Here is a 21,741-nt window from a genome sequence, read left to right as displayed (position 1 = left end):
ATAAATGAATGAAGTAAAGCTTTCAAAACGATTAGAAGAAGTTGCACTTGAAATTCCCGTGGGTTCCACTGTTGCAGATATTGGTTCGGATCATGCCTATTTACCTTGCTATACAATCTTACATCATATTGCCGTGCAGGCGGTAGCGGGAGAGGTTGTAGAAGGTCCGTTTCGTTCTGCACAAGCTACAGTAGCAGAGTGCGGATTGCAAGATAAAGTGAGTGTACGTAAAGGGAATGGTTTAGAAGTAATCGCGCCAGGCGAAGTAGATGTAATTACAATCGCAGGTATGGGTGGTGCGTTAATTTGTGATATTTTAGAAAATGGAAAAGAGAAGCTGAAGGGTGTAACTCGTTTAATTTTACAACCTAACATTGCTGCACATCATATTCGTGAATGGTTTATTGAGAATGGTTGGGAATTGATAAAAGAAAAAATCGTAAAAGAAGACGGAAAGATTTACGAAATTTTAGTAGGAGAACAGGGCAATGCTCTAGCGCCCTATAATGAGAAAAAAGAAGAAGCTTTATTCATGGGACCATTTTTAATAAAAGAGAAAAATAAAGTGTTTGTAGAGAAATGGGAAAGTGAACGAAAAAACTTTAAAAATATTTTTAAGCAATTAGAACGTGCAACAGAAACAGAAGAGACAAAAACGAAGCGTGCAGAAGTGTTAGAGAAGATCCGTATGATTGAGGAGGTTTTATCGTGAGTAAAACGCCTAATGGATATGAAATCATTTCTTTATTTGAAAGTATGTACCCGAAACATTTAGCAGTCGAGGGCGACAAAGTTGGATTGCAAATTGGGGCATTAAATAAACCGGTAGAGAATGTGTTAATTGTGCTTGATGTAACAGAAGAAGTTGTACAAGAAGCAATTGAAAAAGGGGTAAATTTAATTATTGCCCATCATCCGCTTATCTTTAATCCGCTCAAAGCGATTCATACAGAGCAAGCGTATGGGCGTATTATTGAAATGTGTATAAAAAACGATATTGCAGTTTATGCTGCTCATACAAATGTGGACATTGCAAAAGGCGGCGTGAACGATTTATTGGCAGCTGCTTTAGGATTGCAGGAAACAGAGGTGCTTGTTCCCACTTATACAGAAGAAATGAAAAAGCTAGTTGTATTTGTTCCTTCTTCGCATGCAGAAGTGGTACGTCGAGCGATTGGTGATGCAGGAGCAGGTTATATCGGGAATTATAGCCACTGTACGTTTAATAGCGAGGGTGCGGGTACATTTTTACCACAAGAAGGAACGAATCCGTATATCGGAGAGACAGGGCGTTTAGAACAGGTAGAAGAAGTTCGCATTGAAACAATTATCCCGGCGTCGTTGCAACGTAAAGTTATGAAGGCAATGCTTGGCGCACACCCGTATGAAGAAGTGGCATACGATATTTATCCGTTAGAAAACAAAGGTGAAACGTTGGGTCTTGGGAAAATTGGATATTTGCCGCAAGAAATGACTTTACAACAATTTGCAGAGCATGTGAAGCAATCTCTTGAGGTGAAGGGAGCTCGCGTTGTTGGCAACTTACAGGATACGGTGAAAAAAGTAGCAGTACTTGGAGGAGACGGGAATAAGTATATAAAACAAGCGAAGTTTAAAGGGGCAGACGTATACGTAACGGGAGATATGTATTATCACGTTGCACATGATGCGATGATGCTCGGATTAAATATCGTAGACCCAGGGCATAACGTGGAAAAAGTAATGAAAAAAGGTGTACAAAAACAACTCCAAGCAAAAGTGGATGAGAGAAAATTTACTGCACGTATTCATGCTTCAGAATTACATACAGATCCATTTACATTTGTATAGAATGAAAAAATCCGTTATCTCCTGAGATAACGGATTTTTTTGTACTATCTTGCCATTTGCGGGCAGTAAGACCCCCACTGATGGAAGTTTCTCTTTATTTTGCTTTTACTTTTGGTAAGATTTTTTGTAGCGGTACGTTTCGCTTACGGTCCCATGTTGCAGGATTTGTTGGATCGTACTGTTCAAAAAATGCAATTACTTCTTTTGTAATAGGTGTTGGAGTAGAAGCGCCTGCTGTAATAGCGACTGTTTCTACTCCTTGTAACCATTCTAATTGGATTTCACTGACATCGGCAACGCGGTATGCTTTGGTGCTAGCAATTTCTTCAGATACTTGTGCAAGGCGGTTAGAGTTATTACTTTTTGGATCGCCAACAACAATTGTTAAATCAGCAGCAGTTGCTTGTTTTGCAACAGCTTCTTGACGTACTTGCGTAGCAAGACAAATCTCTTTATGAAATTCTGCTGTTGGAAACTTTTCTTGAATTTTCTCCATAATATGTTGAACATCCCATTGGCTCATCGTCGTTTGGTTTGTAACTAGAATTTTTTCCGTTGGAATGGTAAGTGTTTCAAGATCTGCTTCTTTCTCGATAAGATGGACAATATCCGGGGCAATCCCGACTGCACCTTCAGGCTCAGGGTGTCCTTTTTTGCCGATATAAATAATATGGTAGCCTTCTTCTTTTTTTGTCTCAATTAAATCATGTGTTTTTGTAACATCAGGACATGTTGCATCAATTGTTGTTAAGCCTTTCTCTTTCGCGCGTTGTTTCACTTCGGGAGATACACCGTGAGCTGTAAAAATAACAGTCCCAGACTCAATTTTCTCTAAAATATCTAAACGGCTTGGGCCATCAAGCGTAATAATGCCGTCTTCTTCAAACGCATCTGTTACGTGTTTATTGTGGACAATCATGCCTAAGATATAAATTGGTCTTGGTAATGTTTTATCAAGCGCTGCATTGCGCGCAATGACCATCGCGTCTACAACACCGTAGCAATAGCCGCGAGGGGAAATTTTAACGATTTTCATGTAATTAATCCGCTCCTTTAAAAAAGGATTTGTTTTATAAAGCTAATCCTTTTCATTATAAAGGAGATGAAAGCAGATGACAAAGAAATGTTACACGTATAGCTTTGGTTTAGGAGTGGTAGACTGTACGTTTTCTACTGCTATCTCATCTTCAATTATGATTTTAGGAGCGAGTGGTTTTCTTGTAATAGGTATTTCTTTAGATGGAGTGGAAGGGGAGACTTCGACTACTTCTGTTTGTTTTTCGGCTACCTCTGTTTGTTTTTCCTCAGTGCTTTTTCCGGATGAAAGTATTTTCATGATGCTAGGAATATTGCGAACAATCGGACCGTATTGCTGCACGACAGGTCCAAAGGATTGTGCCATTTGAACAACTTTTTCAACGTTGTTTAGCATTCCGGTGGGATTTGAAATAAAGTTCGTGAAAAAACTGCCAATTCCACTAGATGCGCCTCCTGCTGTTCCTGCTGTTCCTACTGTTCCTCGTGTTTCACCTTCTGCCATCATTTGAGGTTGCGCCATTCGTTGCTGTTTTGGAGGGTACATATATGGATGGTTTTGCTGGTACGGTGTATTTGAGTATGTTTCTAATTGTCTATAAGGGGGCATCATATACATATCTGCAGCAGGATTGCGTTTTTGAAACAATTTTGCAAGAAATCCTTTTTTCTTAGGCATCATCGGCTGCATGCCTGGTGTTGGGTACATTGTATGAGAATATGGAGACTGCGTGTACATTTGTTGATAGGGAGGGGATTTCATATACATTAGGAAATCCTCCTTTCTTCAATTAGGTAATATACACTACAATATGCAATAGAGAGAAAGAAGGTTAGTTTTTCCGTTGAAATGCTAAACTATATAAATACAAATTAAAAATCGGCATAAAAACCTTCTTTCTTTTTAGGTGGGCGAGAGCATCTGGCCATGCATAGAAGCGGTCAGGGCCTTTTTTCTGCCACATGCAAAGTTTAAAACAAAAGAAGAAAGCGAGCGCAGGTCATATTGTATTCTGCACGGCAACGACTTATAAAGAAAAGCGGAAGCGGCTCGCTTAGAACAAGAGGGGGATGGAGCTTCTAACATAGAGGCGCTTTTTGCCTCGGCGGAAGACGCGAAGCCACCGACTGTTCTAGCCGCTGGAGCTGGATCATAAAGAAAAGCGGAAGCGGCTGTTTAGGCCCGTTGGCTAAGGTTCTTTCACACAGAAGGTGTTTTTTACCTTCTCGTGTGGAAGGTTCTTAGACATGAGGGCTTAGGAGGCAGAGCTAGACAAAGATGCCGAAAAATGAAAATGGATATATATAAAGATAGATTTTACTGATAGATTTCGATATAATGTTAACTTGACTGATTAATGAACGCAGTAGAAATAAGAAAGAAGGTGGAATGTATGACAGTGCAAACATTTACACAGTATGATTTTCAACCATTTTTAATAGATGCAATTCGTGAATTACGTTTTTCAGAACCAACAGAAATTCAACAAAAGATTTTTCCGGTTGTGAAAAAGGGAGTTAGTATTATTGGACAATCACAAACAGGATCTGGAAAAACGCATGCGTATTTACTTCCAACATTAAATCGGATTGATGCAAACAAAGAAGAAGTACAACTTGTAATTACAGCTCCAACTCGTGAGTTGGCGCAGCAAATTTATGAAGAAATTGTAAAGATAACAAAGTTTTGTGAGGAAGACAACATGATAACAGCGCGTTGTTTTATCGGTGGAACAGATAAACAACGTTCAATTGAAAAATTGAAGAAACAACCGCATGTTGTTGTGGGAACACCAGGGCGTATTAAGGATTTGGTGGAAGAGCAAGCGCTATTTGTACATACGGCTTCTGCAATTGTTGTCGATGAAGCAGATTTAATGCTTGATATGGGCTTTATTCATGATGTAGATAAAATTGCAGCACGTATGCCTAAAAATTTACAAATGCTCGTTTTCTCAGCGACAATTCCACAAAAGTTAAAACCATTTATGAAGAAATATATGGAGAATCCAGAGCATATTCATATTAATCCGAAGCAAATAGCAGCGGTTAATCTGGAGCATCACCTTATTCCATCAAGACATCGTAATAAAATTGAACTTGTGAAAAATCTGTTACTACAATATCAGCCGTATTTAGCGATCGTCTTTACGAATACAAAGAAAATGGCGGATGAAGTAGCGAATGGTTTAACAGAACGTGGTTTAAAAGTTGGTCGTATTCACGGTGATTTATCACCACGTGATCGTAAGAAAATGATGAAACAAGTTCGTGATTTAGAATTTCAATACATTGTAGCGACAGATTTAGCTGCACGTGGCATTGATATCGAGGGAATTAGTCATGTTATTAACTACGAAATTCCATCTGATTTAGATTTCTTTATTCATCGTGTGGGCCGAACAGCTCGTGCAGGATATTCTGGTATTGCGGCAACAATTTATGACCAATCGGATGAAGAAGCATTAGATACGTTAGAAAAGCAACGTCATATTGAATTCAAACACGTGGACTTACGTGCAGGTGAGTTGATTGAATTAGGACCTCGTCGTCGCCGTCAAAGCCGTAAGAAGCCAAATGACGGATTAGATGCTATGGCGCAAAAAGTTGTGAAAAAACCGAAAAAAGTAAAGCCGAACTACAAGAAAAAGCTTGAATGGGAACGCGAAAAAATTAAGAAAAAATATAACAAAAAGAAAAGATAAGGATTTTCCTTATCTTTTTTTTGCGGGGAAGTTAACAGTGTCAGATTTCTGCAAATTATGCTATCATTATAGCTATTGCATTTATAAGAGGTGATTACATGTTGAAAATTGGATCTCACGTTTCGATGAGTGGAAAGAAAATGTTATTAGCAGCAAGTGAAGAAGCTGTATCATATGGTGCAACAACGTTTATGGTCTATACAGGGGCACCGCAAAATACGAGAAGAAAACCGATTGAAGAGTTAAATATAGAAGCTGGTCGTAAACATATGGAACTGAACGGGATTGAAGAAATCGTTGTTCATGCACCGTATATTATTAATATTGGTAACACAACGAAACCTGAAACATTCCAACTAGGTGTTGATTTTCTTCGCCTGGAAATTGAAAGAACATCAGCATTAGGCGTTGCCAAGCAAATTGTGCTCCATCCAGGAGCGCATGTTGGAGCAGGTGCGGATGCAGGCATTCAAAAAATTATTGAAGGTTTAAATGAAGTATTAACAGTTGACCAAACAGTGAACATTGCGCTAGAAACAATGGCTGGAAAAGGAACAGAGTGTGGACGCAGCTTTGAAGAGCTTGCGAGAATTATTGATGGTGTAACACATAATGAGAAATTATCTGTTTGTTTTGATACATGTCATACGCATGATGCTGGTTATGATATCGTTAATGATTTTGACGGTGTTTTAAACGAATTTGATAAAATTATAGGTATTGATCGTTTACAAGTATTACACATTAATGATAGCAAGAATGAGCGCGGTGCTAGAAAAGACCGTCATGAAAATATCGGTTTCGGTCATATCGGCTATGAAACATTGCGCCACATTGTACATCATCCACAATTACAGCATGTACCAAAAATTCTTGAAACACCATATGTAGGTGAAGATAAACAGGATAAAAAACCACCGTATAAATTTGAAATTGAAATGCTGAAAAACGGTGTGTTTGATGAAGAGATTCTTCAGAAAATTAAAGGTCAATAAAAAAGGGGAAAGCCCCTTTTTTATTTTACCCCGCTATTCGCGGGCAGTAAAACCCCATTGATGGAAGTTTCACTTTATTAATTTTTGGAATAGAGTGTTGATTTGTTGTGCGGTAGCAGGAGAAGTAACCTGTGCAATTTGTTTTAAAAGTTGTAATCTTTCTTGGACATCATAAATATTAATATGTTTTCCTTGAATTAAAGTGACAATTTTATCTGCTTGTTCGCTTGTTATAGACACCCCATATTCTTTACTGTATTTTAATAATTCCTTAGAAGTCATATTGTTTATTTTTTTATTTACAAATTGTTGAATGAGGTTCATGTTGCTACCCCCTTTGTTTTGTCCTCATATCCGAATATATGTGGAATATGCTTGTGTATATTCCAGAACAGGTCGTTTTCTTATCAGAAAAAGTAGAATATGTTACAATAAAAGGAGGAAATTATATAAAGATACTTGAGGAGGTAGTATGGAAAAAAAACAGCATAAAAAAGAAAGTATAATTCATCTTGTGTATCGTCTTGTTATGATTGTCATAGGTGCGGGCTGTGCAGCAGTTGCACTCGAACTATTTTTAATTCCAAACAAGATTATTGATGGTGGTATTATCGGTGTTTCCCTCATATTAGATTACCTTACACCAAATATTTGGTGGCTAAGCTTTTCCACTTTAGTTGTAATCCTCAACTTACCATTTATGTACTCAGGTTATAAGCAAATCGGAAAAACATTTATGCTATCTTCTGTTTTTGCAGTAATATGTTTAGCTTTGATTGAGTCCACATTACATTCTATTCAGCCTTTTACGACAGAGCCGATTTTAGCGACTGTCTTTGGAGGTTTAATTTTAGGTGTTGGTGTTGGGCTTGTAATTAGGCATGGTGGTTCATTAGATGGAGCGGAAATTTTAGGTATTTTGCTAACGAAGAAATTACCATTTTCTGTCGGTGAATTTGTTATGTTTATGAATATTTTCGTCTTTGCCTGGGCGGCAGTTGTATTTGGCGTAGAACAAGCAATGTATTCTGTCATGACATACTATATTGCATTTAAAACGATTGATACTGTTATCCAGGGATTAGATGAAACGAAAGCAGTGATTATTGTTTCGGACCATTATGAAGAGGTATCAAACGCAATTTTACATCGACTTGGCCGCGGAACAACGAAGTTAGTTGGGAAAGGTGGCTATACGGATAAAGAAAAAGAAGTCATCTATGCAGTTATTACTCGTTTAGAGGTAACGAAGCTAAAATCGATTGTTCATGAAGTAGATGAAAATGCTTTTATTACTATTATGAATACACAAGAAACAAAAGGTGCAAAATTTAAATCAGCAATTCACTAAAAGCGGAGAGATTTTCTCTGCTTTTTGTTATAATGGATAGGTTGTCTAAAATGGTATATATATTTTAGGGCAGATTGGTTTACAACTTGTAATGAACTATAATATAATTTAAATAGAGATAAATCGGAATCATTCTGAATTAAAATAGGTGAGATATGATGAAGTATATATTAGAAATCGAAAATTTAACCTTCCGTTATGAAGAGCGAAATGTGTTAGAGGATATTCAATTGCAAGTTCCTAAAGGAGCTTTTTTAGGGTTAGTAGGACCGAATGGATCAGGAAAATCTACATTATTGAAATGTATATTAGGGATTTTAAAACCGAAACAAGGAACGATTCGGTTGTTTGGTGTGGACAGTAAAAAATTTAAAGATTGGAATAAAGTTGGATATGTCTCCCAAAAGGCGAATAGTTTCAACTCTGGATTTCCTGCAACTGTATTTGAAGTTGTTTCGATGGGACTTGTTTCTAAAAAAGGTTTGTTTCGGTTCTTAACAAAGACGGATAAATCGAAAGTAGCAAAAGCGATTGCTGATGTTGGAATGAGTGAGTTTATGAATCGGAATATTGGTGAACTTTCTGGTGGACAGCAACAACGTGTTTTTATTGCGCGCGCACTTGTAAGTGATCCGGAATTATTAATTTTGGACGAGCCTACTGTCGGTATTGATGTGAAAAATGTTGAAAGCTTTTATGAAATGCTAGAGCATTTAAATAAGCATTTAGGGATTACACTTATTCTGGTCACTCATGATATGGGAGCTGTGACAGAGAAGGTTACACATGTTGCTTGCTTAAATCAACGTTTACATTTCCATGGAAATGTTGATGCGTTCCAAAAGTTAGAAGATGCCGAAATGTCATTATTATACGGTTATCATGTTCATCGTTTAGAGCATGATCACGAGCATCATGGGGGGATACGATGATACAGGATTTTTTGCAATATGATTTTTTACGAAATTCTTTATATGCTGGAGTTTTAATTGGACTTGTCGCCCCGATGCTTGGTGTCTTTGTTGTCATTCGTCGTTTATCGTTGATTGCTGATGCATTAAGTCACGTCACGTTATCAGGTATTGCAGCGAGTTTATTACTAGAAAAAACCGTATTTACGGGTGGTTTTTTAAATCCATTATATATGGGGATGATATTTTCTATTGGCGGCGCTCTGCTTATTGAAAAATTGAGAACGGTATATAAACATTATCAAGAACTAGCAATTCCTATTATTTTATCAGCTGGTATTGGGATTGGTGTAATTTTCATTTCTCTTGCCAATGGATTTAATACAGATTTATTTAGTTATTTGTTTGGTAGCGTGAGTGCAGTGACAAGTAGTGATTTAGTTATTATTGGATTCGTTGCTGTGATTGTGGTTGCTGTCATCATTTTATTATATAAAGAACTGTTTTTATTATCTTTTGATGAAGAATATGCTGTAGCAACAGGTTTGGGTGCGAAGTGGATTCACTTTATTTTTATTATTTTAGTTGCACTTGTGATTGCGGTTTCAATGCGTGTTGTTGGTATTCTTCTCGTTTCATCATTAATGACATTACCGGTTGCAGCAAGTATTCGAATTGCGAAAGGTTTTAAGCAAACGATCTTTTTCTCCGTTATATTTGGTGAAATTGCAGTAGTTGGAGGCATGTTAGCTTCTTATCAGCTCGACCTTGCTCCTGGTGGGACAATTGTTGTGTTATCAGTTCTTATTTTAATCGGTGCAATCTTATGGAAGAAGAAAAAAACTGCGTAAAGTAGGGATGACTATGAATCTTACAGAAGCTTTACACCTTATGAAGGAGAAGGGCTATAAACATACTGGAAAAAGAGAAGAGATGCTGCGTTTATTTGCTAATCATAATAAATATTTAACAGCAAGAGATGTTTTAGCCAATATGAAGGGTGATTATCCAGGGCTCAGTTTTGATACTATTTATCGTAACTTAACTCTGTTTGCAGAAATCGGTATTTTAGAACAGACAGAGTTAAATGGTGAAAAACATTTTCGCTTCAAATGTTCTACTACAGAGCATCATCACCATTTCATTTGTTTAGATTGCGGAGGGACGAAGGAAATCACATCTTGTCCAATGGAACGCATGAATAAAGACTTTAAAGGATATGAAGTAACGGGGCATAAATTTGAAATATATGGACGCTGTCCGAAATGTGTACAATAAAAAAGCTTGTCAGTTTCGAAACTGACAAGCTTTTTTTATCTAGAAGTTTTCAACTTATTTTTCTTGTTTTGCCGCATATTCTTCTGCAATTTTATCAATTTCTTTCTTTAATTCTTCCACCATTGTTTCTTCTGGTACTTTACGTACAATTTCACCTTTGCGGAAGAGAAGACCTTCTCCACGTGCTCCAGCAATCCCGATATCTGCTTCACGCGCTTCGCCAGGGCCGTTTACTGCGCAGCCGAGTACGGCAACTTTAATCGGTGCCTTAATTTTTGAAATATATTCTTCTACTTCATTTGCGATGCTAATTAAGTCAATTTCAATACGTCCGCAAGTTGGACAAGAAATCAATGTAGCAGCATTAGAAGCAAGTCCGAATGACTTTAATAGTTCGCGCGCTACTTTTACTTCTTCAACTGGGTCTGCACTTAATGAGATACGCAATGTGTTACCGATACCTTTACTTAAGATTGCACCAAGACCAGCTGCACTTTTTACAGTTCCGGCAAATAAAGTTCCGGACTCTGTAATACCAAGATGTAATGGATAATTGAAAGCACGAGATGCTTTTTCATACGCTTCAATTGCCAAATTCACATCAGAGGCTTTCATCGATACGATGATATCATGAAAATCTAGATCTTCTAAAATTTTAATGTGATGCAATGCACTTTCTACCATACCATCAGCGGTTGGGTATCCATATTTTTCTAGAATATGACGTTCTAATGAACCTGCGTTTACACCGATACGGATTGGAATGCCGCGTTCTTTTGCAGCATTTACAACTGCTTCAACTTTATGACGACGACCGATGTTTCCTGGATTAATACGAACTTTGTCAATGCCGCCTTCAATTGCTTTTAATGCTAGGCGATAGTCAAAGTGGATATCAGCAACAAGAGGGATATTAATTTGTTTTTTAATATCAGCAATTGCATTTGCAGCACGCTCATCGGGAACGGCTACACGAACAATTTGACAACCTGCCTCTTCTAAACGTTTAATTTCGGCAACTGTTGCTTCCACATCATGTGTTTTAGTTGTTGTCATACTTTGTATAATTAATTCATTATTACCGCCAATTGTTAAATTTCCAACTTTAACAGGACGTGTTTTTGTACGATGAGTTATTTCATTCACGAATAGATCGCTCTCCTTATAAAAGAAGTTTCTTATTTTGTAGACAAACACATTTATATTGTATGCAGTATTTGTCTAGTGAAGCCAAATGTCTATATAAATCCACTTTGATTTTTCAACATACAAGTCACTGCTATGCAGAAAAAACATGATCGCTACTTGCTTTCTCCCTTTGTTTTAACCATTGAAAGTGGCAGGGAAAGGCCCTGACCGCTTCTATGCATGGCCAGATGCTCTCAACCAACTAAAAAAGGAGCTTTTATGTTGTTTTTTTATTTGTATTTATATAGTTTCACTTTTTCTATTGTATCAGCGCCTTACTGCAGTTGACAAGAATTATGTGATGTTATTCCTGATAGAGGGGGAATTTGTATTTTTTCCCGACTTGTAATTTTGCTGGAGAGTCGTTTTGATTTAAGTCTTTGAAGTCCGTAACAACTTTTTCAATAGAAGGGACTTTTTTCTTATTAATTTCTTCTGTAATAGAGAGAACGGTCTCGCCTGTCTTTACTTCAATGACCTTATATTTTGCCAGTGATGTATTTTCTTTTTGTTTATTATTTGTAACTTTAGCCGAAGTTTCTTTTGTTTTGGAATATGTATGAAGCAACGGTAATGTGCCAATTGTCATATCATAGTACAAGACATAACCGAGAACAAGTAGTAACAAGATACCGCCAAGCCTTTTCATATTTTTCCACTCCTTTGTAGAAAAATATATGCTTGTCCAAAAAAAAAATGCCTTGAAGGCATTTTTTATAGTGAATTTTTTTCTTTTGGTTTTGGTACTTCTTTTATTGTTAAATAAAGAACGACAAGAACGATACCGATAAATGTAAATAACGAGAATATGACATGCACTTTTAACAAGTCCATAATCATAAAGAATATAGTTGGGATTGTATAACTATAAGCGGTTAATGTCCAAACTTGTTTGTAAGATAATTTACGTTCTCCGCTCATTGCAGAGCCGATAAATGCTAATAGCGTAACACCAAGAAATGTAATAAATAGCTGGAATAAGTAAATAAATATCCCGATAAAGAATATAACAACTGCATAGATGCTATCAATGTATGAAACGATTTTTTGGATATCTTTCTTTTCAAAAGTTGTATTACCTAAATCGCTATATGGAAAGGATTGCGGTTGTTGTCCTGCTATTGAAATCATTTTATCTTTTAAAATGAATATACCATCGCGATTTGGATAATTTTTTATGTCTGTTGCATTTGGATCAAATACAAAAATAAAGTCTAATTCATCTTTTATAATTGGTTTGCTAATGTCTGCGTGAAGCTCGCTATTTTCAATTTTAAAATCAGGCACATCTTTTTCGATAGAGCGATCAATTAGACTAATGCCTTCCTGAATAAAATCTCCAAATAAAATCGTTTTTGGAACAGTAGCAAGTAGACATAGTAACATTATGTAAAGAATCGTTTTTCCGATTTTTTGAAAACGAAAGAGTGCCATCTCTTTTGTTGTATATAAGCTTTTAAATAGTTGTGTAAATATGGACATGCATTCACTTCCTTCTTTAAATATATTGATTTACAGTCTCATTGTAACGTATTTTTTTTAGGAATCACAAGATATATCATGTCGCATGTGAAAATATAATTGACACATTTCTTTTTAATATGGTAAATTTATCTTACATTTTTACATATAATCATACGTTCCATCGTAGTTTAACTGGCTAGAGTATATGGTTTATAACTGCGATGTCGTAGCAGTTATTCATGTATTGCGGACCCTTAGCTCAGCTGGTTAGAGCAGACGGCTCATAACCGTCCGGTCGTAGGTTCGAGTCCTACAGGGTCCATATCCATTTCGCATATTGATACATAGCGGATAAGCTTCCTTATAGAAGGGAGCTTTTTTTACGAAATGTATGAGCATTTCGTTTGAAAAGAAATGGGAAATTTGCTACTTTAATGTTAGCGAGGCAATACGCTAAATTTGTTTTCACCCTTATGTAATTAGGGTAAAATGAATTTGTATGCCAAGTTATTATCGGCAATACATACAATGGGAGGAATATAACAATGGCGAAACATGAATTACCAAATTTACCTTATGCGTATGATGCGTTAGAACCTCATTTTGACAAAGAAACAATGAACATCCATCATACAAAACATCACAACACATACGTAACAAACTTAAATGCTGCATTAGAAGGACATGCGGAATTAGCAGAAAAAAGCATTGAAGAGTTAGTTGCAAACTTAAACGAAGTGCCAGAAGCAATTCGCACAGCAGTACGTAATAACGGTGGTGGACATGCAAACCACTCTTTATTCTGGACAATCCTTTCTCCAAATGGCGGCGGACAACCAGTAGGTGAACTTGCAGGCGCAATTGAAGCGAAATTCGGTAGCTTCGACGCATTTAAAGAAGAGTTTGCAAAAGCAGGCGCAACTCGCTTCGGTTCTGGCTGGGCATGGCTTGTTGTAAACAATGGTGAATTAGAAGTAACAAGTACACCAAACCAAGATACTCCATTAATGGAAGGCAAAACGCCAGTTTTAGGATTAGACGTTTGGGAGCATGCATACTACTTACACTACCAAAACCGTCGTCCTGACTACATCAATGCTTTCTGGAGCGTTGTAGATTGGAACGCAATTGAAAAACGTTACCAAGACGCAAAATAATGATAATTGTAAAAACTAGGAGATGCTTCTCCTAGTTTTTTTGTTTTCTCTTCTATAGAGAACCGATCAGTTCACCTGGCTATCAGTGAGAAAAGTGCTAACTAATGAAAGTTTCACTTTTCATTTTTCTTCTTTACATAATTGTAACCTTCTTTGGAAGACTAGAACATGAAGTAAAGGAGAGTTTATATGAAGTGGAAACATTTAGTTGGCGATGTTGAGGTGAATCGTGATTTAGTTTTATTACTCATAATTGGCGGATTATATACGTTGGCCATTTCGTTGTCCAATACGTTTGTTAATATTTATTTATGGAAACAAACGAAGGATTTTATGAATATTGGCTTCTATAATTTAGCAAGCGTTGTTTTACAGCCGCTCACTTTTCTTGTTGCCGGAAAACTTGCGAAACGAGTAGATCGTACGATTTTGCTCCGCATCGGTGTAACAACATTAGCTGTTTTTTTTATTGTTGTCTTACTGACAGGAACGAATGCTTCCCAGTATATTTTACTTATCGGTGGTTTACTTGGGATAGGATATGGGTTCTACTGGCTCGCATTTAATTTGTTAACATTTGAAATTACAGAGCCAGAAACACGTGATTTTTTTAACGGATTTCTCGGACTCCTTACCTCATTTTCAGGCATGATTGGTCCAATTGCATCCGGATTTATCATTTCACGTATGGAAAAGTGGAGTGGATATACAGTTGTTTTTTTCCTATCTTTAACCTTATTTACCATTGCGGTAGTTGTCAGTTTTTTTCTGACAAAACGTGAATGTGAAGGGCGTTACGAACTTGTTGAAGTAATGAAAGAAAGGGAAAATAATAAAAACTGGGGAAGAATTACACTCGCTCATTTCTTTCAAGGACTTAGAGAAGGTACGTTTATATTTGTTATTTCTGTATATGTGTATATGGCTTCTGGCAGCGAATTAGCGCTGGGGAAATATGGGCTTGTAAATTCCGCTGTTTCTTTTATTTGCTATTATGTAGTAGCACGTGTATTGAAAAAGGAATGGCGAAAAAAAGCCATTTTACTCGGTGGAATTATTTTATATGCAGTTGTATTTTTAGTTGTCTTTCATGTCACATATACGAAATTACTTATTTATGCAGCTTGTATTGCCGTAGCATATCCGATTCTTCTTGTTCCATATGGTTCAATGACATATGATATAATAGGAAGAGCCAAACAAGCAAAGGAGCGGCGAGTAGAGTATATTGTTGTTCGTGAACTATGGCTAAACGGAGGAAGAATCTGTTCGGTTTTAAGTTTTTTACTAGCTGTTTCATTATTTCCGGCAGAAAAGAGCTTGCCTATTTTATTATTAATATTAGGTGCTGGACATTTACTTATCTATTTTGCGATTCGAAATGTCAAATATGATGATGAAAAAGCATGCCATGCGGGGCTTGCAGCTGTACAAACGACGCAAAATACAACAGAAGGAGAAGGTTAACTTCTGTTGTATTTTATGTTAAAATAATAGAACGTATATAACAGTAGCGAGGACACCTGAAGAAGGTGTCCCTTTCCGCTTACATAGCTGTTGGTAGAGGGGGTTCGTATGAGTAAGAAAAAGAAAAAAAAGAAAACCCACGTTCCACTTCGGTTAAACGTGTTGTTTTTCTGTGTATTTTTACTGTTTTCATCAATAATTGTTCGATTGGGTATGGTACAGATTGTCCATGGTGAAGATTATAAAAATGAAGTAAACAGAAAGGAAAACTTAACGGTAAGCAACCCTGTTCCGCGCGGGAAGATTTTTGATAGGTATCACCGTGCGGTGGTGGATAATACACCACTTCGAACGATTACGTATACAAGAGTAAAGGGGTCAAAACCTGAAGAACGTTTAGAAACAGCAAAGCAACTCGCAAAGCTGCTTGATGTACCGACTGATAAATTAACAGAGCGAGATAAAAAAGATTTTTGGATTCTGTTAAATAAAGACCGGGCAAAAGCAAAAATTACGAAACAAGATGATGCTGATTTGAAAGCAAAAAAAATTGATGATAAACAACTGGCACAACGTCAGCTTGATCGCATTACAGAAGAAGAGTTGAATGAATTAACTGCTGACGACTTAGAAGTGTTGGCAATTAAGAGTAAGATGGAAGGCGGCTATGCGATGACGCCGCAAATTATTAAAAAAGATGTGACGCCTGAAGAATATGCTATAGTTAGTGAGAATTTAGCGAAGCTTCCAGGGGTAGACACTACAGTTGATTGGGACCGTCACTATGCTTATGGGGATATGTTCCGCACTGTACTTGGCGGCGTAACAACTTCTGATCAAGGATTACCGAAAGAGAATCAAGACTATTACTTAGTTCGTGATTATAACCGCAATGACCGCGTCGGAAAAAGTTACATTGAGCAGCAATACGAAGATGTATTGCATGGCACGAAAGCACAAGTGAAAAATATTACGGATCAAAAGGGAAATATTCTTGAAACTGTATATCTTTCTAAAGGAGAAAGTGGAAAGAATTTAACGTTAACCATTGATATGGAACTGCAAAAGAAAGTTGAGCAAATTATTGAAGAAGAAATGAAAGCAGCAAAAGCTTCAGGCGGAGCGGAGTATATGGACCGTGCGTTTGTTGTGATGATGAATCCAAAAAACGGAGAAATTTTATCAATGGCTGGTAAACAGTTTGGAGAAGAAAATGGACAAAGAGTTATCAACGACTATGCACTTGGTACGATGACGAGTGCATATGAAATGGGTTCAACTGTAAAAGGGGCAACTGTGTTGACTGGATATCAAAAAGAAGCCATTGCACCAGGGGAAGTAATTGTTGATGAACCGATGAAGTTTAAAAGTACAGATTGGAAAAAATCATGGAAAACAATGGGGGCGATTAATGATTTAACAGCCCTGCAACAATCTTCCAACGTATATATGTTTAAAACAGCGATGAAAATCGCAGGTGTAGATTATGTTCCAAACGGTACATTAAGTGTTAAACAAAAGGACTTTGATACAATGCGTTATTACTATAGTCAATTTGGGCTTGGAGTACCAACGGGAATAGATTTACCAAATGAAATGGCAGGAGTAAAAGGAAACGCAGTAGGACAACCTGGTAAGCTACTCGATTTAGCAATCGGGCAGTTTGATACGTATACACCGCTGCAATTGGCGCAATATGTATCAACGATTGCCAATGGTGGTTATCGGATGAAACCACAGATTGTAAAAGAAATTCGCAAACCGACTTCAAAACCTGAAGAGTTAGGAAAAGTAGTAGATTCGATGGAGCCGGTTGTCTTAAATCGAATAGATATGAAAGATGAGTACATTAACCGCGTTCAAGAGGGTTTTAAAATGGTAATGCAAACACCGAACGGAACTGGATATACGAATGGTTTTGCTGGTGCAACATATGATCCGGCAGGAAAAACAGGAACCGCACAGGCCGCTTATGCTGGTCCAAATGCAAAAGAGGTAAGAGCGCAGATAGGTGATAGATCCATATATAATTTAACACTTGTTGGTTACGCACCGGCGTCTGATCCAGAAGTTTCCTTTTCTGTTGTTGTTCCGTGGTTGTCTGGTGATCAAAACCCAGTAAGTAAAAAAATTGGACGCCGAATTATGGACGCATATTTTGATTTGAAAAAGCAAGAAGTAAACGGAAATACTGGACCAATAGAAGATACGAAGAAAACAAATGAAGAAGAATAAAAATGTGTAAGATTGGCACACTATCTGTGAAGATAGTGTGCTTTTTTTTATACATGTTGCATATAGTGATGACAGAAGTGTACAAGCCTAAGAAAAATTTATGTACACTGCTTACTTTCAAAAGGAGGGATGGAGAATATCTCATAAATGCGAGCATATATACCCATTTTGTTTTAACGTTTCGCATGGCAGGAGCAGGACCTAACCGCTTCTATGCATGGCCAGATGCTCTCGCCCATCTAAAAAACAAGGGTTTTTATCTCGGTTTTTTCATTTGTATATAGATATTTACAAAACTTTTACAAACTATTAAAACCGTATTAATAGTTCAACATTATTCTTATATATGTACTCCTGTTAGCAGGAGGCTCCTAGGAGGAAGTATTACGTGAAACGTAATAGAACATACACCATGGTTTTTATAATAGCAATGTTTTGTTTATCTGTTCATACGTTACCTGTTTCCGCCGCTAGTATTGTAGGAGAAGTACAAATTGATGGATCTTCTACAATTTTTCCGATTATGGAAGCAGTAGCAGAAGAGTATACGAAGCGAGAACCTCATGTAAAACTTTCTATTGGTATATCTGGAACGGGAGGCGGATTTCATCGTTTTGGAAAAGGAGAAGTAGATATAACAAATGCTTCTCGGTCAATGAAAAGAGAGGAAGAACGGCTTGCTAAGAAGCATCATATTACGTATACGCCGCTTCAAATTGCTTATGACGGTCTTACACTTATTGTGAATCGTGAGAATACGTGGGCAGATAATCTTACAATAGAAGAGTTACAAACGGTATGGAGTGATAGTGAAACAACGAAAAAATGGTCGCAAATTCATCCGAAATGGCCGCATGAAACGATACAATTTTACGCACCAGGGGTAGATTCTGGTACGTATGATTATTTTCAAAATGTAGTGTTGCAACAAAAGCAGATCACAAGAACAGTTACATTATCTGAAGATGACAATGTTTTAATACGAGGTGTTATGAGTAATAAGCACGCAATTGCATTTGTTGGATATGCATATTATGCTGCGAATCATGATAAAGTAAAGGCCGTAAAAATTAACGGTATTTCTCCGGCGAAAGAAACAATACAATCCGGAGCATATAAGCCGTTGTCTCGGCCGCTTTATGTATATGTAAATAACTCTTCTATTCGGGAGAAAAACAGTGTTGCAAATTATGTCTCTTTTATGATGAAGCATGCTGGAGAGCTTGTAGAAGAGATTGGATATGTGAAGTTGCCGCAATATAAATATAATGAACAGCTACAAATGTTAACAGAAATGCAAAAATAATGTCAAGATGGAAAGGGGTTTTCATCTTTGGCTCGTAATAAAAAGAGTCATGTTACGATTTCTGTTCAACATTTGATTGAAAGAAATACAGGCAAACGAAAGAAAGCACAGCGAATCAATCAAATGGTTCCTTTTGTGTTACGACTAATCGCCAGTATCTCTATTGTTACAACGATGGGGATTATTATAACTTTGGCAAATGAAACATTTATGTTTTTTGAAAGGGTATCAATAGTTTCCTTTTTTACAGAAAAAGAATGGCTTCCTTTTTTTGAAAATCCTAAGTTTGGTATTTTACCACTTATATATGGAACATTGCTTGTAACTGTTATCTCTATGATTGTTGCCGTTCCGATCGGATTAGGCTGTGCAGTGTTTTTAAGTGAATATGCGTCTAATACGGCAAGAAAGGTGTTAAAACCAGCATTAGAGTTATTGGCAGGGATTCCGACAATTGTATACGGTTTTTTTGCTTTAACAGTTGTTACACCTATTTTGCAACGCATCGTTCCAAATTTACAGTTTTTTAACGCGCTTAGTCCGGGGATTGTAATTGGCATTATGATGATTCCAACGATTGCATCTCTTAGTGAAGATGCGATGCGTGCTGTTCCTCATAAAGTGAGAGAGGCTTCTTTTGCGATTGGCGCCACTCGTTTTGAAACGACAAAGCATATAGTGTTACCAGCTGCTTTTACTGGAGTTTTAGCAGCAATTGTGCTAGCTGCTTCAAGAGCGATTGGAGAAACGATGATTGTCGTCATTGCGGGGGGATCGACGCCGAGTTTATCGTTAAATCCGACACAGTCTATACAGACGCTAACAGCATATATTGTGCAAGTTAGCTTAGGAGATGCCCCTTATGGAACAATGCCCTATTACAGCATGTATGCTGTCGGAGCGACGCTATTTATTTTTACGTTGATTATGAATATGATTGCACAGCGTATTATGCGTCGTTTTAAGGGGGCGACATAATATGCGAATGCTAAACGAGCGAAACATAGAAGAACATATGCCTGCTCGGTTTTGGAAAGATCGTGTATATAGAACTGTATTTCGCATAGCGATGTTATTTTCACTTTGTATATTAATTTTTTTGCTGTATCAAATTTTTCAGCAAGGAATAACATATATTTCATTTGATTTTTTAATCCGTTTTGCATCACGAAATCCAGAGCAAGCTGGAATTGCAGCAGCTTTATCGGGAACGATTTTATTTATGAGTGTTGTCGCTCCTACTTCTTTTTTATTTGGAGTAGGAACAGCCCTATATTTAGAATACTATGCAAAACAATCATTGTTTACAAAAATAATTGAGGTCAACATTCAAACGTTGGCAGGAGTACCATCAGTTGTTTTTGGATTATTAGGATTAACAATGTTTGTATATGGCTTACAGTTAGGAGAAAGCATATTGGCAGCCGCATTAACGATGAGTCTTCTCGTCTTGCCAACGGTTGTTGTTGCAGCGCAAGAAGCGCTTCGCTCTGTACCAAAGTCGTTGCTAGAAGCTTCTTATGGAGTAGGAGCAACGAAGTGGCAAACGATGTATCATGTTGTGATTAGAGCGGCAATGCCAGGGATTTTAACAGGTTGTATTTTAGCGTTATCACGAGCGATTGGAGAAGCGGCCCCGTTACTTGTCATTGGGGCACTTGCTTTTGCAAACTATGTACCGCTTGATGTAATGGATAGATTTACAGTTTTACCAATTCAAATCTTTAATTGGATGAATAGGCCGCAAGAGGAATTTCAACATGTAGCAGCAGCTGGAATTATTGTGTTATTAGTGCTGTTATTTCTTATCAATATTTTTGCAATATGGCTGAGAAATCGTAAGTAAGAAGGAATGGATGAAAGGGGATCTTCAAAATGGTATCTACAGTATTAAAAGTTCAGGTGAAAAATGAAGAAAAGGCAGAACCTCAAACAAAAAAAGTTGTATTTGATACGAAAAATTTAAACTTATGGTATGGGGAAGACCATGCATTAAAAGATATTAATTTAAGCATTCATGAAAATGAAGTGACGGCGATTATTGGACCAAGTGGATGCGGAAAATCTACGTATTTAAAAACATTAAATCGTATGGTTGAGCTAGTACCAATCGTGCGGACAACAGGGGTAATTGAGTATCGCGATCGCAATATTTTTGATAAATCTTATCCTGTTGAAGAACTGCGTACGCATGTTGGAATGGTATTTCAGAAGCCAAATCCATTCCCAAAATCAATCTATGAAAATGTTGTATATGGTCCGAAAATTCATGGTATTCGCGATAAGAAAACGTTGGATGAAATTGTTGAGAAAAGTTTACGCGGTGCGGCGATTTGGGATGAATTGAAAGATAGATTACATGATAATGCATACGGATTATCCGGTGGGCAGCAGCAACGTTTATGTATTGCGCGTTGCTTAGCAATTGAACCAGATGTCATTTTAATGGATGAACCAACATCAGCATTAGATCCAATTTCTACGTTAAAAGTGGAAGAGTTAATTCAGGAGTTAAAGAAAGATTTTAGTATTGTTATAGTTACGCATAATATGCAACAAGCAGCTCGTATTTCTGATAAAACTGCTTTCTTCTTAAGTGGAGAAGTTGTGGAATATACGGATACAAATAAATTATTTACAACTCCAACAGATAAACGAACAGAAGATTACATTACAGGACGCTTCGGTTAATAGTATCTGCTTGGGGGGGCCAATTTGTCTTTTTATCCCGTATTAACGGCCAGTAAGACCCCCACCTCAAGATTCAGAGAGAAGCAGAGAGGGGATAACTGCCCGTAAAAGCCCGATTGGTGAGGGCT

21 protein-coding genes and 1 tRNA gene are annotated in these 21,741 nt (G+C 37.2%); 16 read left to right on the top strand and 6 right to left on the bottom strand.

From position 1 onward, the window contains the following. The first annotated feature begins 4 nt into the window (after positions 1-4). Positions 5-712 (top strand): tRNA (adenine(22)-N(1))-methyltransferase, encoded by a 708-nt coding sequence (locus ACIGHG_RS10290; RefSeq protein WP_336471220.1) that lies wholly within the window; start codon positions 5-7, stop codon positions 710-712. After that, positions 709-1,830: a Nif3-like dinuclear metal center hexameric protein gene (locus tag ACIGHG_RS10285; protein ID WP_090916673.1), complete on the top strand. Its 1,122-nt coding sequence runs from the start codon at positions 709-711 to the stop codon at positions 1,828-1,830. The genes ACIGHG_RS10290 and ACIGHG_RS10285 overlap by 4 nt, the downstream gene beginning before the upstream one ends. Before the next feature lie 94 nt (positions 1,831-1,924). Here ACIGHG_RS10285 and ACIGHG_RS10280 read toward each other — a convergent pair whose 3' ends face one another. Both ACIGHG_RS10280 and vrrA read right to left on the bottom strand, forming a co-directional pair. Continuing rightward, complete coding sequence (locus ACIGHG_RS10280) at positions 1,925-2,866, bottom strand: 4-hydroxy-3-methylbut-2-enyl diphosphate reductase (RefSeq protein WP_336471221.1); 942 nt, start codon at positions 2,864-2,866, stop codon at positions 1,925-1,927. Between the two features lie 90 nt (positions 2,867-2,956). Next, complete coding sequence (gene vrrA / locus ACIGHG_RS10275) at positions 2,957-3,634, bottom strand: VrrA/YqfQ family protein (protein ID WP_336471222.1); 678 nt, start codon at positions 3,632-3,634, stop codon at positions 2,957-2,959. Positions 3,635-4,259: 625 nt separating this feature from the next. Here vrrA and ACIGHG_RS10270 point away from each other — a divergent pair. Beyond that, positions 4,260-5,570, top strand: a complete 1,311-nt coding sequence (locus ACIGHG_RS10270; protein WP_396548356.1) for a DEAD/DEAH box helicase — start codon at positions 4,260-4,262, stop codon at positions 5,568-5,570. A 98-nt stretch (positions 5,571-5,668) separates the two neighbouring features. After that, complete coding sequence (locus ACIGHG_RS10265; RefSeq protein WP_336471224.1) at positions 5,669-6,565, top strand: deoxyribonuclease IV; 897 nt, start codon at positions 5,669-5,671, stop codon at positions 6,563-6,565. A gap of 69 nt (positions 6,566-6,634) precedes the next feature. On the opposite strand, the gene ACIGHG_RS10260 is transcribed toward ACIGHG_RS10265, so the two are convergent. Further along, a complete protein-coding gene (locus tag ACIGHG_RS10260) occupies positions 6,635-6,889 on the bottom strand; it encodes a DUF2624 domain-containing protein (RefSeq protein WP_336471225.1) in 255 nt (84 codons plus the stop codon). Between the two features lie 148 nt (positions 6,890-7,037). Between ACIGHG_RS10260 and ACIGHG_RS10255 the strand changes: the two genes are divergently transcribed. The 4 genes from ACIGHG_RS10255 (at position 7,038) to ACIGHG_RS10240 (ending at position 10,105) form a co-directional block, all read left to right on the top strand. Continuing rightward, positions 7,038-7,916: a YitT family protein gene (locus ACIGHG_RS10255; protein ID WP_090913732.1), complete on the top strand. Its 879-nt coding sequence runs from the start codon at positions 7,038-7,040 to the stop codon at positions 7,914-7,916. 158 nt (positions 7,917-8,074) lie between these two features. Then, positions 8,075-8,848 (top strand): metal ABC transporter ATP-binding protein, encoded by a 774-nt coding sequence (locus ACIGHG_RS10250; RefSeq protein WP_336471418.1) that lies wholly within the window; start codon positions 8,075-8,077, stop codon positions 8,846-8,848. Then, positions 8,845-9,678 carry a metal ABC transporter permease gene (locus ACIGHG_RS10245; RefSeq protein WP_336471226.1) on the top strand — a complete coding sequence of 278 codons (834 nt, stop codon included), beginning with the start codon at positions 8,845-8,847 and terminating at the stop codon, positions 9,676-9,678. Before ACIGHG_RS10250 ends, ACIGHG_RS10245 begins: the two co-directional genes overlap by 4 nt. Before the next feature lie 13 nt (positions 9,679-9,691). Next, positions 9,692-10,105, top strand: a complete 414-nt coding sequence (locus ACIGHG_RS10240; RefSeq protein ID WP_336471227.1) for a Fur family transcriptional regulator — start codon at positions 9,692-9,694, stop codon at positions 10,103-10,105. 54 nt (positions 10,106-10,159) lie between these two features. On the opposite strand, the gene ispG is transcribed toward ACIGHG_RS10240, so the two are convergent. From ispG to ACIGHG_RS10225, 3 genes are all read right to left on the bottom strand, one after another. Then, positions 10,160-11,251, bottom strand: coding sequence for a flavodoxin-dependent (E)-4-hydroxy-3-methylbut-2-enyl-diphosphate synthase (gene ispG / locus ACIGHG_RS10235; RefSeq protein ID WP_020062652.1), 1,092 nt, complete (start codon positions 11,249-11,251; stop codon positions 10,160-10,162). Positions 11,252-11,597: 346 nt separating this feature from the next. Further along, positions 11,598-11,942 (bottom strand): hypothetical protein, encoded by a 345-nt coding sequence (locus tag ACIGHG_RS10230; protein ID WP_396548352.1) that lies wholly within the window; start codon positions 11,940-11,942, stop codon positions 11,598-11,600. Positions 11,943-12,007: 65 nt separating this feature from the next. Continuing rightward, positions 12,008-12,775, bottom strand: coding sequence for a DUF1189 domain-containing protein (locus ACIGHG_RS10225; RefSeq protein WP_336471228.1), 768 nt, complete (start codon positions 12,773-12,775; stop codon positions 12,008-12,010). A 230-nt stretch (positions 12,776-13,005) separates the two neighbouring features. Here ACIGHG_RS10225 and ACIGHG_RS10220 point away from each other — a divergent pair. The 8 genes from ACIGHG_RS10220 (at position 13,006) to pstB (ending at position 21,613) form a co-directional block, all read left to right on the top strand. Continuing rightward, a tRNA-Ile gene (locus ACIGHG_RS10220) sits at positions 13,006-13,079 on the top strand. 223 nt (positions 13,080-13,302) lie between these two features. After that, the gene (gene sodA, locus ACIGHG_RS10215; RefSeq protein WP_090913743.1) at positions 13,303-13,914 is read left to right on the top strand and encodes a superoxide dismutase [Mn]; all 612 of its coding nucleotides are present in this window, start codon (positions 13,303-13,305) and stop codon (positions 13,912-13,914) included. Between the two features lie 189 nt (positions 13,915-14,103). Then, complete coding sequence (locus tag ACIGHG_RS10210; protein ID WP_336471229.1) at positions 14,104-15,381, top strand: MFS transporter; 1,278 nt, start codon at positions 14,104-14,106, stop codon at positions 15,379-15,381. Between the two features lie 108 nt (positions 15,382-15,489). Continuing rightward, a complete protein-coding gene (locus tag ACIGHG_RS10205) occupies positions 15,490-17,616 on the top strand; it encodes a peptidoglycan D,D-transpeptidase FtsI family protein (RefSeq protein ID WP_336471230.1) in 2,127 nt (708 codons plus the stop codon). A 412-nt stretch (positions 17,617-18,028) separates the two neighbouring features. After that, complete coding sequence (locus ACIGHG_RS10200; protein WP_396548460.1) at positions 18,029-18,922, top strand: PstS family phosphate ABC transporter substrate-binding protein; 894 nt, start codon at positions 18,029-18,031, stop codon at positions 18,920-18,922. 27 nt (positions 18,923-18,949) lie between these two features. Further along, entirely contained in the window at positions 18,950-19,900 is a 951-nt protein-coding gene (gene pstC, locus ACIGHG_RS10195; RefSeq protein ID WP_090913751.1) for a phosphate ABC transporter permease subunit PstC, read from the top strand. A 1-nt stretch (position 19,901) separates the two neighbouring features. Continuing rightward, positions 19,902-20,768, top strand: a complete 867-nt coding sequence (gene pstA / locus ACIGHG_RS10190; RefSeq protein ID WP_336471231.1) for a phosphate ABC transporter permease PstA — start codon at positions 19,902-19,904, stop codon at positions 20,766-20,768. A 29-nt stretch (positions 20,769-20,797) separates the two neighbouring features. Next, on the top strand, positions 20,798-21,613 hold the full coding sequence (gene pstB / locus ACIGHG_RS10185) for a phosphate ABC transporter ATP-binding protein (protein WP_336471232.1): 816 nt from the start codon (positions 20,798-20,800) through the stop codon (positions 21,611-21,613). Positions 21,614-21,741 lie beyond the last annotated feature (128 nt).

Source organism: Bacillus sp. NPDC077411 (genome assembly GCF_044543425.1).
GTDB classification, from domain to species: Bacteria; Bacillota; Bacilli; order Bacillales; family Bacillaceae_G; genus Bacillus_A; species Bacillus_A bruguierae.
Note: the sequence above shows the minus strand (reverse complement) of the source record. Positions and strands in the feature narration are given on the sequence as shown.

Excerpts from the sequence above, each read along its gene's own strand:
- ACIGHG_RS10290 (WP_336471220.1), top strand. The coding sequence starts at position 5 with ATGAATGAAGTAAAGCTTTCAAAACGATTAGAAGAAGTTGCACTTGAA.
- ACIGHG_RS10200 (WP_396548460.1), top strand. The coding sequence starts at position 18,029 with ATGGTTTTTATAATAGCAATGTTTTGTTTATCTGTTCATACGTTACCT.
- ACIGHG_RS10240 (WP_336471227.1), top strand. The coding sequence starts at position 9,692 with ATGAATCTTACAGAAGCTTTACACCTTATGAAGGAGAAGGGCTATAAA.
- ACIGHG_RS10270 (WP_396548356.1), top strand. The coding sequence starts at position 4,260 with ATGACAGTGCAAACATTTACACAGTATGATTTTCAACCATTTTTAATA.
- ACIGHG_RS10255 (WP_090913732.1), top strand. The coding sequence starts at position 7,038 with ATGGAAAAAAAACAGCATAAAAAAGAAAGTATAATTCATCTTGTGTAT.
- ACIGHG_RS10280 (WP_336471221.1), bottom strand. The coding sequence starts at position 2,866 with ATGAAAATCGTTAAAATTTCCCCTCGCGGCTATTGCTACGGTGTTGTA.
- sodA (WP_090913743.1), top strand. The coding sequence starts at position 13,303 with ATGGCGAAACATGAATTACCAAATTTACCTTATGCGTATGATGCGTTA.
- ACIGHG_RS10225 (WP_336471228.1), bottom strand. The coding sequence starts at position 12,775 with ATGTCCATATTTACACAACTATTTAAAAGCTTATATACAACAAAAGAG.
- pstA (WP_336471231.1), top strand. The coding sequence starts at position 19,902 with ATGCGAATGCTAAACGAGCGAAACATAGAAGAACATATGCCTGCTCGG.
- ACIGHG_RS10265 (WP_336471224.1), top strand. The coding sequence starts at position 5,669 with ATGTTGAAAATTGGATCTCACGTTTCGATGAGTGGAAAGAAAATGTTA.
- vrrA (WP_336471222.1), bottom strand. The coding sequence starts at position 3,634 with ATGTATATGAAATCCCCTCCCTATCAACAAATGTACACGCAGTCTCCA.
- ACIGHG_RS10260 (WP_336471225.1), bottom strand. The coding sequence starts at position 6,889 with ATGAACCTCATTCAACAATTTGTAAATAAAAAAATAAACAATATGACT.
- ACIGHG_RS10205 (WP_336471230.1), top strand. The coding sequence starts at position 15,490 with ATGAGTAAGAAAAAGAAAAAAAAGAAAACCCACGTTCCACTTCGGTTA.
- ACIGHG_RS10210 (WP_336471229.1), top strand. The coding sequence starts at position 14,104 with ATGAAGTGGAAACATTTAGTTGGCGATGTTGAGGTGAATCGTGATTTA.
- pstB (WP_336471232.1), top strand. The coding sequence starts at position 20,798 with ATGGTATCTACAGTATTAAAAGTTCAGGTGAAAAATGAAGAAAAGGCA.
- ACIGHG_RS10245 (WP_336471226.1), top strand. The coding sequence starts at position 8,845 with ATGATACAGGATTTTTTGCAATATGATTTTTTACGAAATTCTTTATAT.
- ACIGHG_RS10230 (WP_396548352.1), bottom strand. The coding sequence starts at position 11,942 with ATGAAAAGGCTTGGCGGTATCTTGTTACTACTTGTTCTCGGTTATGTC.
- ACIGHG_RS10250 (WP_336471418.1), top strand. The coding sequence starts at position 8,075 with ATGAAGTATATATTAGAAATCGAAAATTTAACCTTCCGTTATGAAGAG.